We start from the raw sequence: 17,706 nt of genomic DNA, 5'->3' as shown, positions 1-17,706 counted from the left end.
GTTTAAATGCTCTGTGATATTTGGACATAAAAAGACCCCCAGTAATTGGAATGTCCAACTATTGGGGGTCAGTTCAATGGCCGGCTTTTTGGGATACAAATAAAGCGTGGTTAAGCGAAAGCGAGAACCATACCAGCGAGGGCAATGACGCTACCAGTAATGCGATTGATGATAGGTGCCTGAATGCTTGCGACAACGGCACCAAACGCAATACCAACCGTATGCAGTAGCATAGTAGCGCTAGCAAATCCTACAGCATAAAGCGCGCCGTTAGCATTTAAAGGCATTTCTAAGCCATGAGCAGCGCCATGGAATAGTGCAAAAAAGCCGACGATTAATGCGCAACTTAGCAATGAAAATTTAGCACTAGCGAGTAGTAGAGCGCCCATGAACACAACGGATAAGACAATGCCTTGTTCAATGAAGGGGACCTGAATACCTCCAACGGCAAGACCACCTCCGATTAGCATGGTGGCAACAAACGCAGCTGGAACAGCCCAGATCGCTCGCCCTCCTAATGTCGCTGCCCAAATACCAACAGCGACCATGGCTAATAAATGATCTAGTCCACCAAGTGGATGAAGAAAACCTGTCATAAAGCTATTAGTGTGTTCGTGCCCTGGGTGAGCAAGAGCAAGAGCGGGTAAAGTGGCTATTACAGCCAATACGATTTTAAGCGCGGTTTGACGCATAATCTCATCTCCTAAAAATCATCGAATACCATTAGAAATGGCAAAGTAAGGCCACCGCTCTTGCGGCTGGAACTGAGAATGATTCTAACACAGCTACAGAGAAGATGGATTGAATGAAACAAAAGAAAACTTGGGTTTTATTCAGTTTAATAGGATCAGAAAAAGCGCGTTTTACGATAATTTTTTCTTAAGAATAAGGGCTTATTTAGTGTGTTGTTCCTTATATTAACTGCTGCTAGCGTACGTTAAAACGTTACATGATTGGTGGTTAAAAGATCTTTATCTTTCGCCATCGAATTAACCATGAATGCAGTACTTTATCCTTACAATGCTTTCCATATGGCTGAGGCCACTGGTCCTAATGGTTTGTTGGCTATTTTGATTAAGCCATAATGCATCTCAATGCGGCTGTCGTAATCGCTAAGCTTGAGTTCTTTTAATTGTTGTTTAGCCAGTGCTTCCCGTACAAAATGTTCAGGTAGCCGCCCCCACCCCATGCCGGATTGAATCAGTGATAATTTGGTCGCAAAGTTATTCACATACCAATGTCGTTGGGCATCTTGAACACCGACTTTTATACCGTTGGTCAGCATCCCTGAATCCTTCACAACCACTTGATAGGTATCGATTAATTGTCTAACACTGGTGAGATTGTCAAATTTCTGAATTAATTTTTCGGCGGCCACATTGAGTAAATAGCCTTGTCCAATTACCTTGTATTCTAATTGATTATTGCGCATAAGTTGGTTCGGTAGTGGAGAGATGGCGAGGTCGACTTTGCTTTCTTGCAGTTGCTCAATTGGTCCAGAGAGATACTCTTGGCTAAGCACGATTTGAGTCGAAGCGAATGCTTGCTGAACTTGCTCTAACGCAGGCAAAATTTGCTCTATTTCAAAAGAGGCTTCAATGACCAAGGTGATGACACTTTCCTCTCCGTTAGCAAAACAAGTGGCGGTATCCAGCAAGTGACAGTGTTCAGCAATCACTTGTTTGGCTTTTTGATAAATTACCTGACCTTGTGCATTGAGTTGCATACGATATTGATCGCGATTAAATAAAGACAAGTTTAATTGTGATTCTAGTTGTTTAATGGCTGTGGTTAACGCCGGTTGTGTTTTGTGCACTCGCTCTGCTGCTTGGCTTAATGAGCGACTTTCTGCGACTGCGATCAATACCTTGAGTTGATCAATCGAAACCATAATAAAACCTAATGAAGTATATAATAAAAAATAAATATTATTTATGTTAATGCATGGTAGATAATTTCGCTATTAAACAGATCCCCATGAGGAAAAAAATATGAAAGCGAAATTAAAAATTTGGGTACCAACCCTTTTATTGGCCTTGCCTTTAATTCTGGCCGGATTGGCTAAATTGTCTGGTGTGCCGGAACTACATCAAAGTTTTAAAATGATGGGCTTACCTGAATGGTTTGGTTACTTTATTGGTGCTTTAGAATTGTTGGCTGGTATTGGCTTATTGGTGCCTAAATGGGCGGCTTTAGCAGCAACCGGCATGGTCCCAATTTTGCTAGGTGCGGCTTATTTCCATTTAACTTACGCTGTGCCATCCGCGGTGCCTGCTTTGATCCTTTTATTATTAGCTCTTGTCATTGTTACGCTGCGTCGTAAACAGGCTATCTGGTATCCCGTTTAATCTTGACTTGTCTCATTATTCGCTGAAAGTCTGGGAATTTCCTCTGACCCATTGAGCGCCATGTGATAAAGTGGCGCCTATTATGAATCCATACAAAGCAGAGTTACTCTGCTTTGCTGTTTCTCAAGATAGGATAAGCTCGTGTCAGATACCCAAACTATTCAGATCAAACAGTTAGAAAAACTTCGTACAGCTTGGCAACCCGCGGTTGAGTTTCTTTTTGGGGAAGCGGTACCAGAAGCACGCTTTTCAGGCTTTGAAATTGGTGAAGAGGTGGCGAAGCCCGTTGCTGTTCTTGATGAGAATACGCCTTATCAGTACAAAATACAGATTCCGGCGCGCAGCTTCACCAATCAGGTCATTTTGTTGGCTGATGTTTTACAGGAAATGGTCAAAGGTCTTTGGCCAATGGAAAAAAACGCCAGTCGTACCAATTTATGTGAAGGTGTCGCGGTATTTGGTGCCATTACTGGTATTAAACAAGTGTTCGGAGAAGAGAGTGTTGATTCTTATCTAAATGCTCTAAAAGAGCAGGCGTTTACCTATTATGATGCTTTTTCCTATGTGGCCATTTTACTAGCAGATGATCCTCAAGCGATAAAAAAACTGCGCGCTGTTCAGCCATTCTTGTACAAAGTGGAAAAAGTGGATTTTGATCAAGCGGGACTCGAAGTCGAGCGTAAAATGAGAGACATCTTGTTGTTAACCTTTCGTGGTTAACCATTTATATGAAGCATTAAAAAAGGCCGCTGTAGCGGCCTTTTTTAATGTGTTGCTGTTACTTAGCTTTGGCTTGCAGTTCTTGTAACTCTTCGCTAAACCAAATTTTACGTTTGAAGCGAGGGTTTTTCGAAGACATGTCGATCTTGTAAGGATTGGCTTCCTGATGATCAGGCAGACCAAGAATGTTGCATAATTCTTGAGCTAACCACTTCTCAACTTTAAGGACCACCATCTTCTTACGCAGACGACCTTGCTCATCACGATTCAAAATCGTTGGCAGCGTGTTTAATGTCAGAATCTCTCCTAACGCTGGGTGCGCCATGCGCTCGCGACCTTCATCACTGGCATAGAAGTGAGATACCGCAAAGACCATACGTTGCGGATTAATCTGTTGTAAAAATTGGCAGGATTTCACAACGGTAGAACCGGTACGAACCATATCGTCAAACAGAATGATGCTGGCACCATCGAGGCCGTCAAACGTGTGTTCACTTTCTTTGTGTAGGGTAATTTCAACCTTACGCTCGGCAGTACGTTCTTTATCTAACATGATGAATTTGGCTTTGCTTAGACCAAGGCGATTAAACATCTCTTTGACGAAATCACGAGCGCCTTTATCTGGCGCACAAAGCACGAGGCCTTCGCCGTCTTTACCGTAATGTAGAATGTCTGAGTTTAATAAATAGTGAGCGTAGATTTCATAAGGGATCAGGTTATGGAAGTCGCCAGCAAAAACTTCATTAAAGATTTTCTGTACAGAATCGGAGTGATTGTGAATCGTCATCACTGTATCAACACCGGAAAGCTTCAATAGCTGAGCATATAGTTTGGCAGTGAAGGGTTGGCCGTCGAATTTTTTAATGTCTTGGATGTCACGTTCGAAGCTGGTCTCCCCTAAGTCTTTGCTCGGACCACGATCTTGAGCACTGTAGAATAAGTCAGGCTCCACCAGAATGACGCGTTCGGCTCCATTTTCTTTCGCTGCTCTGGCAATGATCATATTCGCCATGGCCAGTTCTTGACGGCTTTTGATGTGGCTGCCAGTACTGACAATCACCACGGATTTACCGTTTAACTTTTGGCCAATGTTTTGAAAGTCTTGCTCGTCTGAAATGAAGCGAGGACAGAACTCTGAGTTCATGAACTGTTTCATACTGATGAGGTCAGCAATGTCATCAAATTGGCCCATGGCATAGGCAATATCAATAGCAAATGGATTGTCAGATGAGTTACTAACAATTACGACATTAGTTGACTGACTGGTCGACAAAGTCATGAAAGATCCTTAACTAAGGGGTAGGGGAAATTTGCGCCAATTTTAATACTTGTTGGCGCGTTTCGATAGGGCAAATGATGGATAAATTCCATTTTTCACAAAGATGTGGGTTTGCTTATCGAATTGCTTCTCATCTGGCGAAATGAACAGGCCAGATGAGAATAGGGTTGAAAGGTTGAATGATCAGCTTTGTTGACAGTGCTGGTAACAACTTGGTGACCTTGGGCAGACGGAACCACGTGAGCAGATCAACCTTGCATCATTATCGATACCTCGTTCAACCCAATTGATATTGAGAATACGAGCCACACTCAACAAGTCTTTTTTGATGCTCTTGGGGATTTGTGATGAGCCACTGTTTGCAACACAGGCTTGTTTGAGATCATTGGCAATGCTCAGTGCATCTTTTCCTTGCGCGGCAATGGCTGGATTAAGGTCAATACCTGAACAAAGAACATGGCTTTTGCCTGCCAGATCTTCCACCTTGACGGATTCACAAGCATAGATCCGCGCTTCATCTCCGACGTTTAGAATGGATATCTGTGCTGAGGTGCCGGTAAAGGACTCATTTATCATGCGAAATACCGCCCAATGTTGACAGGGATCTTCCACTAGACTCATGTTTCCCCAAGGCAAGGGAATACCATTGCCACGATAGACGGCTTTGAGTTTACCGGGGGCATAAGCATCAAAATAATGCCAGTGAGGATAGGGTGAAGCGGCGGTCATACGACGCATAGCAACGGACTCTGAAACACCGGCCAGTTTCGCTGTATTGATTTCATAACCATTGCGATCTAATAACTGTCTAAAGGGAACTTTAGGGCACAATAACGCGCCGGCAAAAAAGCTGCACTCAAAGTCACGCCACGCTAATAGGATGTCTTGTGCATCCATGCCAGAGGTTTGTATCTTGGCATTTTTATCTTGTAACGGTGAAATTTCATTGCGACCAGTCACTAAGACGTTTTTCATACCATCTTTATCGTGTAAAACCGCATGCCCTATGTGCACCGCCAAATTGTACTTCAGACGTTGAGTCTGGTTTTTCATAATTTGGTTGATGTAAATGGTGCTTGGTGGATCGAAAAATGAGGTAACCACATGGTGTTCATCTATCCCCATACTTTGCAGTACGGAAAGGGGCGTTTTACGAAACCATTTAATTTGCATACCCATTTGTTTCGTAATGGCGATTAATTCATCAATGCTCAGAGGTAAGCGTTTTAGCCCAACTCCTTCAGCGGCTCTTTCTAAATCAGGAAAGTGATTTTGGTGGTGTTCTTGGTGTGCTCGAATGAGTAGGTGGGCGAATTGACGACCGCTGGTGCCTGTTTGAGACAGCATTTCAGGGATGGCGATTTGTAAAATTTCATTTGAAAACAAGAAATTGGGTTCGAGGGCCATGCCACTTATACCACCCCCCGATCCTTTTGAGGGGGTGATGGCATCTTCTTCCGGAATGTCGTCCAGAAACCAACTGACGGTTTTCTGAAAAACTTCTGCAATGACCTCTAGGACGTCTTCACTTGGTACTCGTTTGCCTCTTTCAATCATCGACAAATACGAAACGGATGGCGCGGATTCAGGGTCAAGTTTGATGCAACGTGAAGACAAGTCTTCCATGGTCAAACGATTACGCTTCCTCAGGTTGCGGATTTTTGTGCCAAGAAAATGGGCTTTGCGATTTAAACTATTTTTATTTTTCATTTTTGTAAAATTTACACTGTGTAATTCTTATTGTGAAATTTTAGGTTAGTCCGGCATAGACTATAAATCAAGCAAGTGATTAGGCATTTGTGAAACCACATTGATTAAATGTGGCTTGATGAAGATAAGAATAAAGGTAACCAACATGACTATGCCGCAACCCAAAAATAATAGTTTGATACAGCCCGACTTTAGCCGCTTCATCAACGAAGAAGTATTGCCATTACATAAGATGGATGCCAATCAATTTTGGCAAGACTTTTCGCAATTGATTGAAGATCTGTCTCCTATTAATCGCCAACTTTTGGCAAAACGTGACTGCTTACAACAGCAAATTGATGACTGGCACATGGCTCGCAAGGGTCAACCAATGGACATCAACGAATACGAAGCGTTTCTAAGGGAAATTGGCTACTTGGTTGAGGAAGGTGAGGATTTCACCATTACGACCACTAATGTAGACGATGAAATTGCCAAGCTAGCAGGGCCGCAATTGGTTGTGCCGGTGAAGAATGCGCGTTTCGCTTTGAATGCCGCTAATGCCCGTTGGGGCAGTTTATACGATGCCTTTTACGGCACAGATGTGATCGCCAAAAACAATGGTCTGGAAACGAATAAAGGCTATAACCCAACACGCGGAGAGGCTGTCATTGCCAAGGCCAAAGCATTTTTGGATGAGGTGTTTCCATTGGAAAATGGCTCTCACCAAGATGTGTCCAGTTATGTCGTTTACTACCATCATTTGTTGGCTTTCTTTGAGGATGGCAGCCAATCTGGCTTGAAGCAAGCTTGTCAGCTGGTGGCGGTCAATGGTCAGCGCAGTGAGCCTGAAGCCATCTTATTACGCAACAATGGCTTGCATGTAGAAATCCAGTTTGACCGTAATGGTGCCAATGGCGTGAAAGATAAGGCCAATATCAACGACATTTTGGTTGAGTCGGCTCTGAGTACCATTATCGACTGCGAAGATTCCGTCGCTGCGGTGGACACAGAAGACAAAATTGAGGTGTACCGTAATTGGCTTGGCTTAATGCAAGGTACGTTAGAGGCCAGCTTCAAAAAAGACGGTGAAATGCAAACGCGCCGCATGAATCCAGATAAATTTTTTACCGATCTGGATGGGCAAGCGTATCGATTACACGGCCGTTCATTGCTCTTGATTCGCAACGTCGGTCATTTAATGGAATGCGATCTCATGCAAGATGGCTTGGGTAACTTTGTGCCAGAAGGCATTGTGGATGCGGTGGTAACGTCTTTGATTGCCGCTGTGGATTTGAAGAAAACCGAAGGGCTACGCAACAGTCGTACTGGCAGTATCTATATTGTAAAACCGAAAATGCATGGCCCTGAAGAAGTGGCCTTTAGTTGTGAGTTGTTTGCTCGTGTTGAAGACATGCTGGGCTTAGCCAGAAACACTTTGAAAATCGGCATCATGGATGAAGAGCGCCGCACTACCTTGAATCTCAAAGAATGCATTCGTGCTGCTAAAGAAAGGGTGGTGTTTATCAATACAGGCTTCCTAGACAGAACCGGTGATGAGATTCATACCAGTATGCAGGCGGGGGCTTTTTTACCGAAAGAACAAATCAAATCTCAGGCTTGGATACAAGCTTATGAAAATCGCAATGTAGAGATTGGCTTGGCATGTGGTTTACCTGGTCGAGCGCAAATTGGTAAGGGCATGTGGGCCATGCCTGATGAAATGGCCGCCATGATGGAAGCCAAAGTGACGCATCCGAAATCCGGTGCGAATACGGCTTGGGTACCGTCACCTACCGCAGCCACTTTGCACGCTTTGCATTATCACCAAATCGATGTGTTTGCTCGTCACGAAAGACTAAAACAACGTGCCCCAGCCAGTCTTAAAGACTTACTTACTGTGCCATTGATTCCCGACAACTTAACCCTGTCTGAGCATGTCATTGAACGAGAAGTAGACAACAACATTCAAGGCTTGTTGGGCTACGTTGTGCGCTGGGTGGAAGACGGTGTGGGCTGTTCCAAAGTGCCTGATATTAACAATGTTGGATTGATGGAAGACAGAGCGACCTTACGCATTTCCAGCCAACACCTAGCAAATTGGCTGCTGCACGGCATCTGTAGCAAGGCACAAATTGAAGAGTCGATGCAACGTATGGCTAGGGTTGTGGATGAGCAAAACCAAGCAACACCTGGCTATCGTCCTATGTCTGAGCAAGGCGCAAACAGTCAGGCCTTTAAGGCCGCGCAAGATTTGATATTCAAAGGCGTGATTCAAGCCAATGGCTACACAGAGCCTTTGCTTCACGCCTATCGAATAAAAGTAAAACAAGCGTGAATGTCACAAATACATAACCCAATTTAACACCATAAAGAGCGAGAAATACTATGCAAACTTATAAAAATAAAATGCAACAAGCGAGTCAACTCATTGGTCAGCAAGGTATGACTTGGGCGAGTATGAACCCAGAATACGTCGCTCGTATGCAGTTACAAAACCGTTTTAATACGGGCTTGGATATTGCGAAATACACGGCCAAGATCATGCGTGAGGACATGGCAAGTTACGATCAAGACCAAGCTAACTACACCCAGTCTTTGGGATGCTGGCATGGTTTTATTGGCCAACAAAAAATGATTTCGATTAAGAAACATTTTGGCACCACTCGTAGTCGCTACTTATACCTTTCAGGCTGGATGGTTGCTGCCATGCGTTCTGAGTTTGGTCCTCTGCCAGATCAGTCTATGCATGAAAAAACCTCAGTACCGGCTTTAATCGAAGAGCTGTATACCTTTTTAAAACAAGCCGATGCCCGTGAAATGCAGCATTTATTTAAAGAGCTTGATGACGCTCGTCTGGCCGGTGATCAAGTACGTGAACAAGCAGCACAGGAAAGTATCGATAACTTTGAAACCCATGTGGTGCCAATCATTGCAGACATTGACGCAGGTTTTGGTAACGAAGAAGCGACGTACTTGTTGGCAAAGAAAATGATTGAAGCTGGTGCTTGCTGTATTCAGATTGAAAACCAGGTATCTGACGCGAAACAATGTGGTCACCAAGACGGTAAAGTTACCGTGCCTCATGAAGACTTTCTCGCGAAGATCAATGCTGTGCGTTATGCCTTCCTAGAGTTGGGAGTGGATGACGGTGTGATTGTCGCTCGTACTGACTCACTGGGCGCAGGCCTAACGCAGAAAATTCCTGTATCGCAATCGGCTGGTGATTTGGCGGAGCAATACAGTGCCTTCATTGATGGTGAAGAAGTGACCTCTTTAGAGCAAATGCAATCTGGCGATATGCTATTGAAGCAAGGAGATACCTGCATTAAACCCACTCGTCTGGCGAATGGTCTGGTGCGCTTCAAGCCTGATACCGGAGCGGATCGAGTGGTGTTGGATTGCATTACTTCCTTGCAACACGGCGCAGACCTATTGTGGATCGAAACGGAGAAACCACACATTGGTCAAATTGCTGAGCTGGTAAACCGTATTCGTGAGGCGGTGCCAAATGCGAAGTTGGTGTACAACAACAGCCCATCTTTTAACTGGACCTTAAATTTCCGTCAGCAAGTATTTGATGCTTGGCAAGACGCGGGTAAAGATACCAGTGGATATGAACGTGATCGTTTGATGTCACAAGAGTACGATGGTACCGCCTTGTCTGATGAAGCGGACGAGCGTATTCGTAACTTCCAGCGCGATGCTGCGGCTCAAGCTGGGATTTTCCATCATTTGATTACCTTACCTACTTACCATACTGCGGCATTGTCTACCGATAATCTGGCAAAAGATTACTTTGGTGAGCAGGGTATGTTGGGCTACGTAAAAGAAGTACAACGTAAAGAAATTCGTGAGGGTCTAGCCTGTGTGAAACACCAAGACATGTCGGGTTCTAATATTGGTGATGACCATAAAGAGTATTTCTCTGGCGATAACGCCTTGAAAGCGTCTGGTAAAGATAACACCATGAATCAATTCGCGGCGATTTAATTCCCCAAGAAACATTATGTCAACCCAAAGGGCCTAGCCGTTCCCCGCTAGGTCCTTTTTTATGATGACGAGTCCCAGCGTTTTAGATTAAGCCATGTCATGAAAGCGTCATCACGCTCTCTTATGCTGTTTTGACGATTAAAAAATACACAATGGGGCGAGTGATGATAAGTAAAGTGTGGTTGATTAGTTTGATTTCTACTCTTGTTTTAAGTGGTTGTATGAGTCATTCCAGTTCATCAACTTCGGGGTCTACTGAGTTCGCGGAAGATTTTCCGAAACAAGGTGTGTCTTTGTCTTATGAGGTGTTAAGAGCCGATCTGTTGGATGGGAAAACCAACCAGCCCTTTGAGGTTCGTAATGGTGGTTTTGGTTCGGCTATGACAGCTCATCCAAGTATTCGTCATCAGTTTTATGCGCTGACAGATCGTGGTCCGAATGCAAATTACTCAGGGGATTATGGCAAAGGGAAAACTTTCCCTGTGGCCGATTATACGCCACGTATTGGCTTATTTGAGGTATCTGAAGGCGCTCAAATTACTCAGCTAAAAAGTATTTTATTAAAGCGTCCTGACGGTCAATTGATTTCAGGTTTACCAAATACTTCTGCGCTTGGTGGTACAGGTGAAACGCCTTACCACGCGAATGGACTGCCAGTCTTAATGGACGATTCAAAACCCTATAACGCCCAAACGAACCCAATTAAATTGGATGATTATGGGTTAGATGGAGAAGGTTTGGTCGCATTAAAAGACGGTACTTTCTGGGTCAGCGATGAGTATGGACCACATATGGTTCACTATGATGCTAATGGTGTTGAAATCGGCCGTATTAATGCATTTAAGATGGATTCCCGTAACACCTTTAATCTCCCCGCTGTCTTCCAGCATCGTCGCGCCAACCGAGGCATGGAAGGGTTAGCAATCACCCCAGATGAGCAAACACTAGTTGGCATTATGCAATCAACCATGCGTAACCCTGATAAATCGGCTCAAAAGGGCGACCTAACACGTATTGTGACGGTGAATCTACAGACAGGTAAGACAGAGCAATACTTGTATCGTCAGGAAAAAAATGAAAATTCCAATTCAGAAATTGCCGCGTTGACTCAGACTCAATTTTTAGTCATTGAACGGGATGGTAGTTTTTTGCTAGGCGGCCCTAAAAAAGCCAATCCAAAGGCTCAAAAGCAGGTATATCGTATCGATTTAAGTTCAGCAACCCCGTTATCCAGTGTGGCTTTGTCAAATTCGGTGACGCGAGATGAAAGCCATGGCCTGTTGATCGATGGCTTGACCTTAGAACAATATGCTCAGCAACGAGGTTGGGCCGCTCTAGCGGCAGAAGGCATTAAACCTGTGAGTAAAACGCTGGTGGTGGATATGGTTAAAGAAGTGGCTTACCCACATGATAAAATGGAAGGCTTGTGGATCATTGATCATCATCATTTAGGTGTGCTTAATGACGATGATTTTGCCACTTGGTCAACGAAAGGGAAGCTCGAACAAAAATATTTGAATGGCAATACAGTTGATTCGAATCAACTGTATATTATCAATGCAGAGTTACTGCTTGAGTAAAACAGGTGTAAATCAGAATGCCAGTAAAAAGAGCGCGTTTGCGCTCTTTTTTTATGCCCTTTGCCATGGCTTGAGAATCGTTGTTTAGTGATTAGATTTGTACTGTTTTAATCCTAATCATCAGTATAAGCACTTAATGTTAATAATCAGAAGGAAGCTGTAGAGGATTGTTTTATCTTGTTTAGATTATGTACTCTGGTCTTTTTTCGATGTTATGGTTACAGCATTAGCTCAGACTGCTTCAAAAACAGCATTTACCCTCAAAATATTTGAGAAAGGCCTTAATGAATTCACGCTACACCCTTGGTGATAAACAAGTTAGTGAGATTAGTCTAAAGGATTTAGCTCGACGCTCCCGATTCGGCGGTTTATTTTATTTGTTGGCATTTTGGGCCTCGGTATTCAGTTCTGCAACGGCCCGTGAGTATTTAGTGGTAATAGGCGCTTTTTCGGTTTGTTTTGTGCTGTTGCAGTTAGGGCGTTTTTATCTTTACCACAAGGTTTTTTCCAGTAAGACACTTTCTGTATCGCGATACTTTGCTCGTTACTCCTTCGTTTACAATGTTTCAGCGCTTGTTTGGACCAGTGGTTCTGCATGGTTGTTTTACGTTAACCCATTGATTGATATCTCGGTCACTGTGAATGTGATGTCGGCTGCGGGGATCAGTATTGGTGGTGTGACCATATTGGCCTTATCTTATAAGATGCTCCGTAACTATTGTTTGCTGATAGGCTTACCTTTTGCGTTTGCTGCGGCGGCTTTTTTGGAGGGACCTGGTAATTGGATTGTCATGGGGTTAATTGTTGGATATGGCTTCTTTATTTACCTGACAGGGAAGCAGCTGAATGTCACTTACTGGCAAGCATTGAATGATAATTTGAAGTTGTCAGAACAGGCAGAAGAGTTGGCGGCTGCGAAAGAAGCTGCAGAGGCAGCAGGCCAAGCCAAAGCAGATTTCTTAGCCGCTATGACTCATGAAATACGTACCCCTTTGAACGGCGTATTAGGGATGGCACAACTGCTTTCTATGGGAGAATTGAGCGACCAGCAACGTCAGCAAGTGACGGTTATAAACAATGCTGGAAGCACCTTAATGCATATCATCAACAATATTTTAGATTACTCCAAAATTCACGCTCAACAGCTGACCTTGCAAAAAACATCTTTTAATCTACAGGATGTGGTGAATGATGTGGTTCAACTGCTTTCAACACAGTCTGAAAAGAAGGGGATTAAGCTTTATTGTGATGTTCAAAATGTTCCTGAGTCTGTTTTGGGGGATCCTCATCGTCTTCATCAAATTCTTTATAATTTGGTCGGTAATGCGTTTAAATTTACCCATCAAGGAGAGGTAGCCATTCAAGTGTCTGGCGATAAATCAAGTGAGGACGCTAATGAGTGCATAGTGTCTTTTGCGGTTAAAGACACGGGGATTGGTATTGCGTCAGAGGATCAGCAACAAATTTTTGAGCAGTTTTATCAGGTGAATCAATTTAATCCAGACGTTCGAGGAACCGGCCTCGGTTTGAGTATCACTCAGCGCATAGTGGAATTATTAGGTGGAACAATATCTTTGCAGAGTGAGCTTGGGATTGGCACTGTGTTTACGGTCACTTTGCCCTTCGATAAGGTAGAAAAAACGCCCAATAAGGAAGTGAAATCTGTTCCTCAGAGCTTGGCAAGCGTCCCTGATCTTACTCAATCATTACGTGTTTTATTGGTCGAAGACAATAAAGTGAATCAAATTGTCTGTGAGCAATTTCTACTGAAATTAGGGTGTCGTGTTGAGGTGGCGGAAAATGGTTTGATTGCCAAAGAGCGGTTTCAGCAGTCGCAAGTTTATGATGTGATTTTTATGGATTGCAATATGCCCGAAATGGACGGTTTTTCCGCTACTCGTGCAATTCGCCAGATTGAAGCAGAACAGCAATTATCAGAAACACCGATCGTCGCCTTGACGGCGCACATTGAAGAAGACATCAAACGTAAATGTTTGCAGTCAGGAATGAATGCTTTTCTAAGTAAACCGTTTTTATTCGAAGACCTTGAGCGCGTGATTAATAGTGTGCGTGTGGGACGAACGGATTAATCCAATTTGAGGCATTTTATCTACGCCTCCGCTATGTTTTCTTGATGCACTGCTTAGGATTCTAGTTCAACGCAATTACGACCTTTTTCCTTGCCTCGATAAAGTGCTTTATCGGCCCGTTTAATAATTTTTAATGCGTTGTCTCTTCCCCCATGCAGTGTGGCGATGCCTAGAGTAATGGTTAAAGGGATTTGAAAAGAGCTAAAGCGGCCTTTAGCAATGATGTGTCTTAATTGCTCAGCAATGGTTTCGGCTTCTGATAGAGGCGTATTGGGTAACACGATAATGAACTCTTCGCCGCCAAAACGTGCTAAGTAATGATGTACTTGAATACCTTTATTTAGTCGTTCCGCGACCTCGATAAGGCAAGTGTCGCCTACATCGTGTCCATATTGATCATTAATTTTTTTGAAGTAATCAATGTCAATCAGCATCAAACAAAAGGGGGAGTTTTTTTCCTTTGCCTGTTCTAATTCTTGTGCAAAGTGTAAGTTCAATCCTCGTCTATTAAGTAGCTCTGTTAAAGGGTCTTGTAAGTTTTCGGCTTTTAGTTTCTTTGTTAATTCAGTGTAGCGGTTGAGAAAAAACTGTCCAAACATGGCGCTGAACATAATCGCGAGGATTAACCAAAACCCTCTCAGATAAGAAGTATTGGCGTCATAATACTCACCTGAAACATTGATTATGGTGTGACTAAAAATCGTTGCGAATAGAATGGTCACGATTAAAAACAGACTCATTAAGAGTGATTCAACTCGTCCTCCTATTAAAGCGCCCACTATGGGGTATAACGGCAAAAAGAAGGCGACTTGACTGTTCACGCCCCCGGATATGAATAACATGGGCAACATAATGATTAGAGCAGAAATAAGTGATAGGGAAATGTGCCATTTAGGGCATTTATTCGATCGCACCAAAACATATAAGCTGCCGGTAATGATCAGATCAAAGATGCCCAACCATAAGTAATATGGGTGTAATTCTGCAATGATCGGACGGGCAATCAACGAAAACAGCAGGGTGACGAAAGCCATTTCGATAATTCTCAGGGTAAGTTTGTGATTTAACTGTGTTTGGCTTACGTCTGACATAGGGTGCTTAAGTCTGGGAGGCTAATAGGATTCCTCATCATACCTAACTGAAAATGTGTGTCTTTAGGTGATTTGTTAACACATTTTTATGATGCTCAGTATTAGCAAGAAAAGAGGCGTATGAAAGGCATTATATTGCATGAAATTAGGCTAAAAATCGAATTTTCAGAGACTTTATTGAGGCAAACAGAGTCCTGTTACTAGATTGTGGTAGCGTTATGGCAAATTAAAGCGCTAAGGAATGAAAATGCTGAAGAATAAATGGTTAACCTGTCTAAGTCTTGTCTTGTCGACTTTTACTAGCTTGTCGGTATACGGTGAAACGTTAGAAGTGCCGAGATGGTTTGAAATCATGTACGTGGATCAACAGGCTTCAAAACAGTTTGGTAATGATTTTGAAGTGTCGTTAACGCCAGGACAACATCAAATCGTGTTGCGCTTTAATAAAATTGTACGCACTGGTGACGATTCAGAAGTGTTTCAATCCGAGCCCATTGTGATGGATGTAGAAGTCACTAAAGGAGCTTACTTACAACTTAAAGCGCCTTATATATCAACTTCTCGACAAGCCGAAGAGTACGCTGCGGCTCCAACATTTACATTACATGATGAAGCCAGTGGTCGAGAGGTGAGTTATCAAAAGCGGGTGTTGAAAGAAAAAGCGGGGTTGCAAAATCTGCGTGATTATCTGGCTGAAGTAAAGCAACTCAATAATCGTACTGTTGAGGATTCTAATGGCCCAAGCGCGGCCCCTTCACGTATGGAGACGGATCCAGCTCTAGAGATGATGAAATTTTGGTACAACAAATCTGATCCGGCAACACGAAAAGCCATGCGTATTTGGATTGCAGATGCTCAATACCAAGCGAAGGTTTCAAATATACAATTAGACATGATGACGTTGTGGTACAACAAGGCGGATGATGATGCCAAGAAAGCGTTTCAGATTTGGTTGGTGAACGAATAGCAGAAGAAGCATTAAAGAGAGCCAATACAGATGACGTTGTCATGCCGTATTGGCACCCTTCTATTATCTAGTGAGTCTCGTTAACGAGATTAGCTCGGGCGGCAATTTTTTGATTAAACTTATCATTCACCCAAAGTGCCAAGAGTATGATGCCGCCACCAATAGTTAGGCGCATAATATCGGCATCACGATTCCAGAACAGGACATTGACTATGATGCCAGCTGGGATCAATAAGTTGTTGGCGACAGCCAGCGTCCCAATGTTGACTAAGGTTGCCCCTTTATTCCAAGCAAAGTACCCGAGTCCAGAAGCGACAATACCAAGATACGTCAAAATGGCCCATTGTAGGGTAGTGGTTGGTAGTTTATCTGGGTTACCCATGGTCAAATAACATGGAATGACCACGGCCAACGCACCAATGAAAAACCAACCGAAAACGGTTCTTTGAGGCAAATCAGGGCGCTGTTTCTCTATCACACGTTTATAGCCAACTTGCCCAGCGGCAAAGCAAAGATTAGCTCCTTGTACAATTAACAAACCTTTAATGAAGCCATCGTCGACGCCTTGATAACGAATGGCAACCGCTCCCAATATCGCCAATAAGGCACTCACCGCAAATCCTACATTAAGTCGACGGTCTAGAATGTCGTTCAATAGCGTGACATACAACGGCGTCATGACAGTAAAAAGCAGAACTTCAGGCACGGATAAGTAGAGAAAAGATTGGTAGTAAAAACCGTACATGATACCAAGTTGTAATGCCCCACAAATCATCAACAGTAAAGCTATTTTGGCTTCAATCTGGCGCAGTTTCAAAAATGGCAAAAATACCAATGTGGCTAATGAAACCCGCATCAGGACTGAAAACCAAGCATCGACTTGTCCGGCAAGATAAACACCAATCAAGCTAAAGGAAAAGGCCCATAATAGGGTCACGGCGAGAAGTATAGGCATGACTTAGATTCCGTTAATGAATTTGTCGATAAGTTTACTGGCTTCTACTTAGGAGGGAAAGCAGTTTACTTTTTCAATTATAAAAGTTTACTAATTTTTTTTGGGGGCATGTCCATGTTGCTGGTCAGTGTTTGGTTGCTTTCGTGAATATTATCTTATTGTGAATTCTTTGTGGTAACTGAGCTTTGTTTGACGTAAAGGCTTATTGCTTATCATGATCTTCTTTTGTAGGTGAGAACCTTGATCTAGATTAATTTTTTCTTTTTTTGAGCGAGTAGTTTAGTGGCTAACACTTTGTTCTACCAAAACACTATGTTCAATAAAAAGGAGTTAATTATGAAAGCGATCTATCCATTGGTTTTAGCCTCTGCTTTGTGTTCATCGTTTGCTTTAGCACACGATGCAGGTGACTGGTTTGTTCGTGGTGGTCTAGCGACAGTGATGCCAAATGAAAGCAGTGACGACGTGGCGGGCAGCGGTGAACTGGAGTTGAATAATGATACCCAAGTGGGGGTGACGCTAACTTATATGTTGTCGGATAAATTTGGTTTGGAAGTGCTTGCAGCAACCCCCTTTACTCATGATGTGTCGACTCGTGATCTTGGTAAAGTGGCTGAAGTCTCTCATTTACCACCTTCTTTCATGGCGCAATATTATTTTGGTGAAGCAAACAGTCAGGTTCGTCCTTATGTCGGTGCTGGTTTGAACTACACGATCTTTTTTGACGAAGAGGGCGAGGGGGCTTTAGCTGGTACGGATGTGAGCTTAGATAACTCTTTCGGTTTAGCGGCTCAAGTTGGCGTTGACGTGACGTTCGCTGACAATTGGTTCGCTAACGCTTCGCTCTGGTATATGGACATTAATACCGATGTGGAGACGGCAGTTGGCACAATTGATGCGGATATTGATCCGATCACGTTTATGGCCAGTGTTGGTTACACTTTTTAATAGTGGAAAAGCTGGTTTCAATTTAAGCTTTTAGATTGATCCAGAC

Annotated in this window: 14 protein-coding genes; 8 read left to right on the top strand and 6 right to left on the bottom strand. The window is 43.3% G+C overall.

The genetic code is table 11. The features are described 5' to 3' along the window. Nucleotides 1-110 precede the first annotated feature (110 nt). Nucleotides 111-692 (bottom strand): HupE/UreJ family protein, encoded by a 582-nt coding sequence (locus ACHUFM_RS15325; protein ID WP_394183253.1) that lies wholly within the window; start codon nucleotides 690-692, stop codon nucleotides 111-113. Nucleotides 693-1,015: 323 nt separating this feature from the next. Beyond that, nucleotides 1,016-1,891, bottom strand: coding sequence for a LysR family transcriptional regulator (locus tag ACHUFM_RS15320; RefSeq protein WP_394183252.1), 876 nt, complete (start codon nucleotides 1,889-1,891; stop codon nucleotides 1,016-1,018). Between the two features lie 100 nt (nucleotides 1,892-1,991). On the opposite strand from ACHUFM_RS15320, the gene ACHUFM_RS15315 reads away from it, so the two are divergent. Continuing rightward, a complete protein-coding gene (locus tag ACHUFM_RS15315; RefSeq protein ID WP_394183251.1) occupies nucleotides 1,992-2,348 on the top strand; it encodes a DoxX family protein in 357 nt (118 codons plus the stop codon). Between the two features lie 141 nt (nucleotides 2,349-2,489). After that, on the top strand, nucleotides 2,490-3,068 hold the full coding sequence (locus ACHUFM_RS15310; protein ID WP_394183250.1) for a hypothetical protein: 579 nt from the start codon (nucleotides 2,490-2,492) through the stop codon (nucleotides 3,066-3,068). A 58-nt stretch (nucleotides 3,069-3,126) separates the two neighbouring features. Here the strand turns inward: ACHUFM_RS15310 and ACHUFM_RS15305 are convergent, their stop codons facing one another. Together ACHUFM_RS15305 and ACHUFM_RS15300 are read right to left on the bottom strand one after the other, a co-directional pair. Beyond that, nucleotides 3,127-4,347 carry a ribose-phosphate diphosphokinase gene (locus ACHUFM_RS15305; protein WP_113873608.1) on the bottom strand — a complete coding sequence of 407 codons (1,221 nt, stop codon included), beginning with the start codon at nucleotides 4,345-4,347 and terminating at the stop codon, nucleotides 3,127-3,129. Between the two features lie 183 nt (nucleotides 4,348-4,530). Next, nucleotides 4,531-6,057 carry a DUF3612 domain-containing protein gene (locus tag ACHUFM_RS15300; protein WP_394183249.1) on the bottom strand — a complete coding sequence of 509 codons (1,527 nt, stop codon included), beginning with the start codon at nucleotides 6,055-6,057 and terminating at the stop codon, nucleotides 4,531-4,533. A gap of 145 nt (nucleotides 6,058-6,202) precedes the next feature. On the opposite strand from ACHUFM_RS15300, the gene ACHUFM_RS15295 reads away from it, so the two are divergent. The 4 genes from ACHUFM_RS15295 (at nucleotide 6,203) to ACHUFM_RS15280 (ending at nucleotide 13,699) form a co-directional block, all read left to right on the top strand. Further along, complete coding sequence (locus ACHUFM_RS15295; RefSeq protein ID WP_394183248.1) at nucleotides 6,203-8,374, top strand: malate synthase G; 2,172 nt, start codon at nucleotides 6,203-6,205, stop codon at nucleotides 8,372-8,374. 50 nt (nucleotides 8,375-8,424) lie between these two features. Continuing rightward, nucleotides 8,425-10,029: an isocitrate lyase gene (locus ACHUFM_RS15290; RefSeq protein WP_394183247.1), complete on the top strand. Its 1,605-nt coding sequence runs from the start codon at nucleotides 8,425-8,427 to the stop codon at nucleotides 10,027-10,029. 164 nt (nucleotides 10,030-10,193) lie between these two features. Further along, entirely contained in the window at nucleotides 10,194-11,609 is a 1,416-nt protein-coding gene (locus ACHUFM_RS15285) for an esterase-like activity of phytase family protein (RefSeq protein WP_394183246.1), read from the top strand. A gap of 284 nt (nucleotides 11,610-11,893) precedes the next feature. Next, nucleotides 11,894-13,699 (top strand): ATP-binding protein, encoded by a 1,806-nt coding sequence (locus tag ACHUFM_RS15280; protein ID WP_394183245.1) that lies wholly within the window; start codon nucleotides 11,894-11,896, stop codon nucleotides 13,697-13,699. Between the two features lie 53 nt (nucleotides 13,700-13,752). Here ACHUFM_RS15280 and ACHUFM_RS15275 read toward each other — a convergent pair whose 3' ends face one another. Then, nucleotides 13,753-14,733, bottom strand: a complete 981-nt coding sequence (locus ACHUFM_RS15275; protein ID WP_394183244.1) for a GGDEF domain-containing protein — start codon at nucleotides 14,731-14,733, stop codon at nucleotides 13,753-13,755. 304 nt (nucleotides 14,734-15,037) lie between these two features. On the opposite strand from ACHUFM_RS15275, the gene ACHUFM_RS15270 reads away from it, so the two are divergent. After that, nucleotides 15,038-15,757 carry a YccT family protein gene (locus ACHUFM_RS15270; protein ID WP_394183243.1) on the top strand — a complete coding sequence of 240 codons (720 nt, stop codon included), beginning with the start codon at nucleotides 15,038-15,040 and terminating at the stop codon, nucleotides 15,755-15,757. A gap of 67 nt (nucleotides 15,758-15,824) precedes the next feature. On the opposite strand, the gene ACHUFM_RS15265 is transcribed toward ACHUFM_RS15270, so the two are convergent. Next, nucleotides 15,825-16,712 carry a carboxylate/amino acid/amine transporter gene (locus ACHUFM_RS15265; RefSeq protein WP_394183242.1) on the bottom strand — a complete coding sequence of 296 codons (888 nt, stop codon included), beginning with the start codon at nucleotides 16,710-16,712 and terminating at the stop codon, nucleotides 15,825-15,827. A 336-nt stretch (nucleotides 16,713-17,048) separates the two neighbouring features. Between ACHUFM_RS15265 and ACHUFM_RS15260 the strand changes: the two genes are divergently transcribed. Continuing rightward, nucleotides 17,049-17,660 carry an OmpW family outer membrane protein gene (locus ACHUFM_RS15260; protein WP_394183241.1) on the top strand — a complete coding sequence of 204 codons (612 nt, stop codon included), beginning with the start codon at nucleotides 17,049-17,051 and terminating at the stop codon, nucleotides 17,658-17,660. Nucleotides 17,661-17,706: the final 46 nt, after the last annotated feature.

Origin of the sequence: Marinomonas posidonica, from assembly GCF_043643765.1 — a bacterium.
GTDB lineage: Bacteria > Pseudomonadota > Gammaproteobacteria > Pseudomonadales > Marinomonadaceae > Marinomonas > Marinomonas posidonica_A.
This window is presented reverse-complemented; position numbering and strand designations above follow the sequence as displayed.

Bases quoted from the DNA above. Each gene is read 5' to 3' on its own strand.
- ACHUFM_RS15320 (WP_394183252.1), bottom strand. From the start codon at position 1,891: ATGGTTTCGATTGATCAACTCAAGGTATTGATCGCAGTCGCAGAAAGT.
- ACHUFM_RS15280 (WP_394183245.1), top strand. From the start codon at position 11,894: ATGAATTCACGCTACACCCTTGGTGATAAACAAGTTAGTGAGATTAGT.
- ACHUFM_RS15325 (WP_394183253.1), bottom strand. From the start codon at position 692: ATGCGTCAAACCGCGCTTAAAATCGTATTGGCTGTAATAGCCACTTTA.
- ACHUFM_RS15315 (WP_394183251.1), top strand. From the start codon at position 1,992: ATGAAAGCGAAATTAAAAATTTGGGTACCAACCCTTTTATTGGCCTTG.
- ACHUFM_RS15265 (WP_394183242.1), bottom strand. From the start codon at position 16,712: ATGCCTATACTTCTCGCCGTGACCCTATTATGGGCCTTTTCCTTTAGC.
- ACHUFM_RS15295 (WP_394183248.1), top strand. From the start codon at position 6,203: ATGACTATGCCGCAACCCAAAAATAATAGTTTGATACAGCCCGACTTT.
- ACHUFM_RS15290 (WP_394183247.1), top strand. From the start codon at position 8,425: ATGCAAACTTATAAAAATAAAATGCAACAAGCGAGTCAACTCATTGGT.
- ACHUFM_RS15275 (WP_394183244.1), bottom strand. From the start codon at position 14,733: ATGGCTTTCGTCACCCTGCTGTTTTCGTTGATTGCCCGTCCGATCATT.
- ACHUFM_RS15300 (WP_394183249.1), bottom strand. From the start codon at position 6,057: ATGAAAAATAAAAATAGTTTAAATCGCAAAGCCCATTTTCTTGGCACA.
- ACHUFM_RS15285 (WP_394183246.1), top strand. From the start codon at position 10,194: ATGATAAGTAAAGTGTGGTTGATTAGTTTGATTTCTACTCTTGTTTTA.
- ACHUFM_RS15305 (WP_113873608.1), bottom strand. From the start codon at position 4,347: ATGACTTTGTCGACCAGTCAGTCAACTAATGTCGTAATTGTTAGTAAC.
- ACHUFM_RS15260 (WP_394183241.1), top strand. From the start codon at position 17,049: ATGAAAGCGATCTATCCATTGGTTTTAGCCTCTGCTTTGTGTTCATCG.
- ACHUFM_RS15270 (WP_394183243.1), top strand. From the start codon at position 15,038: ATGCTGAAGAATAAATGGTTAACCTGTCTAAGTCTTGTCTTGTCGACT.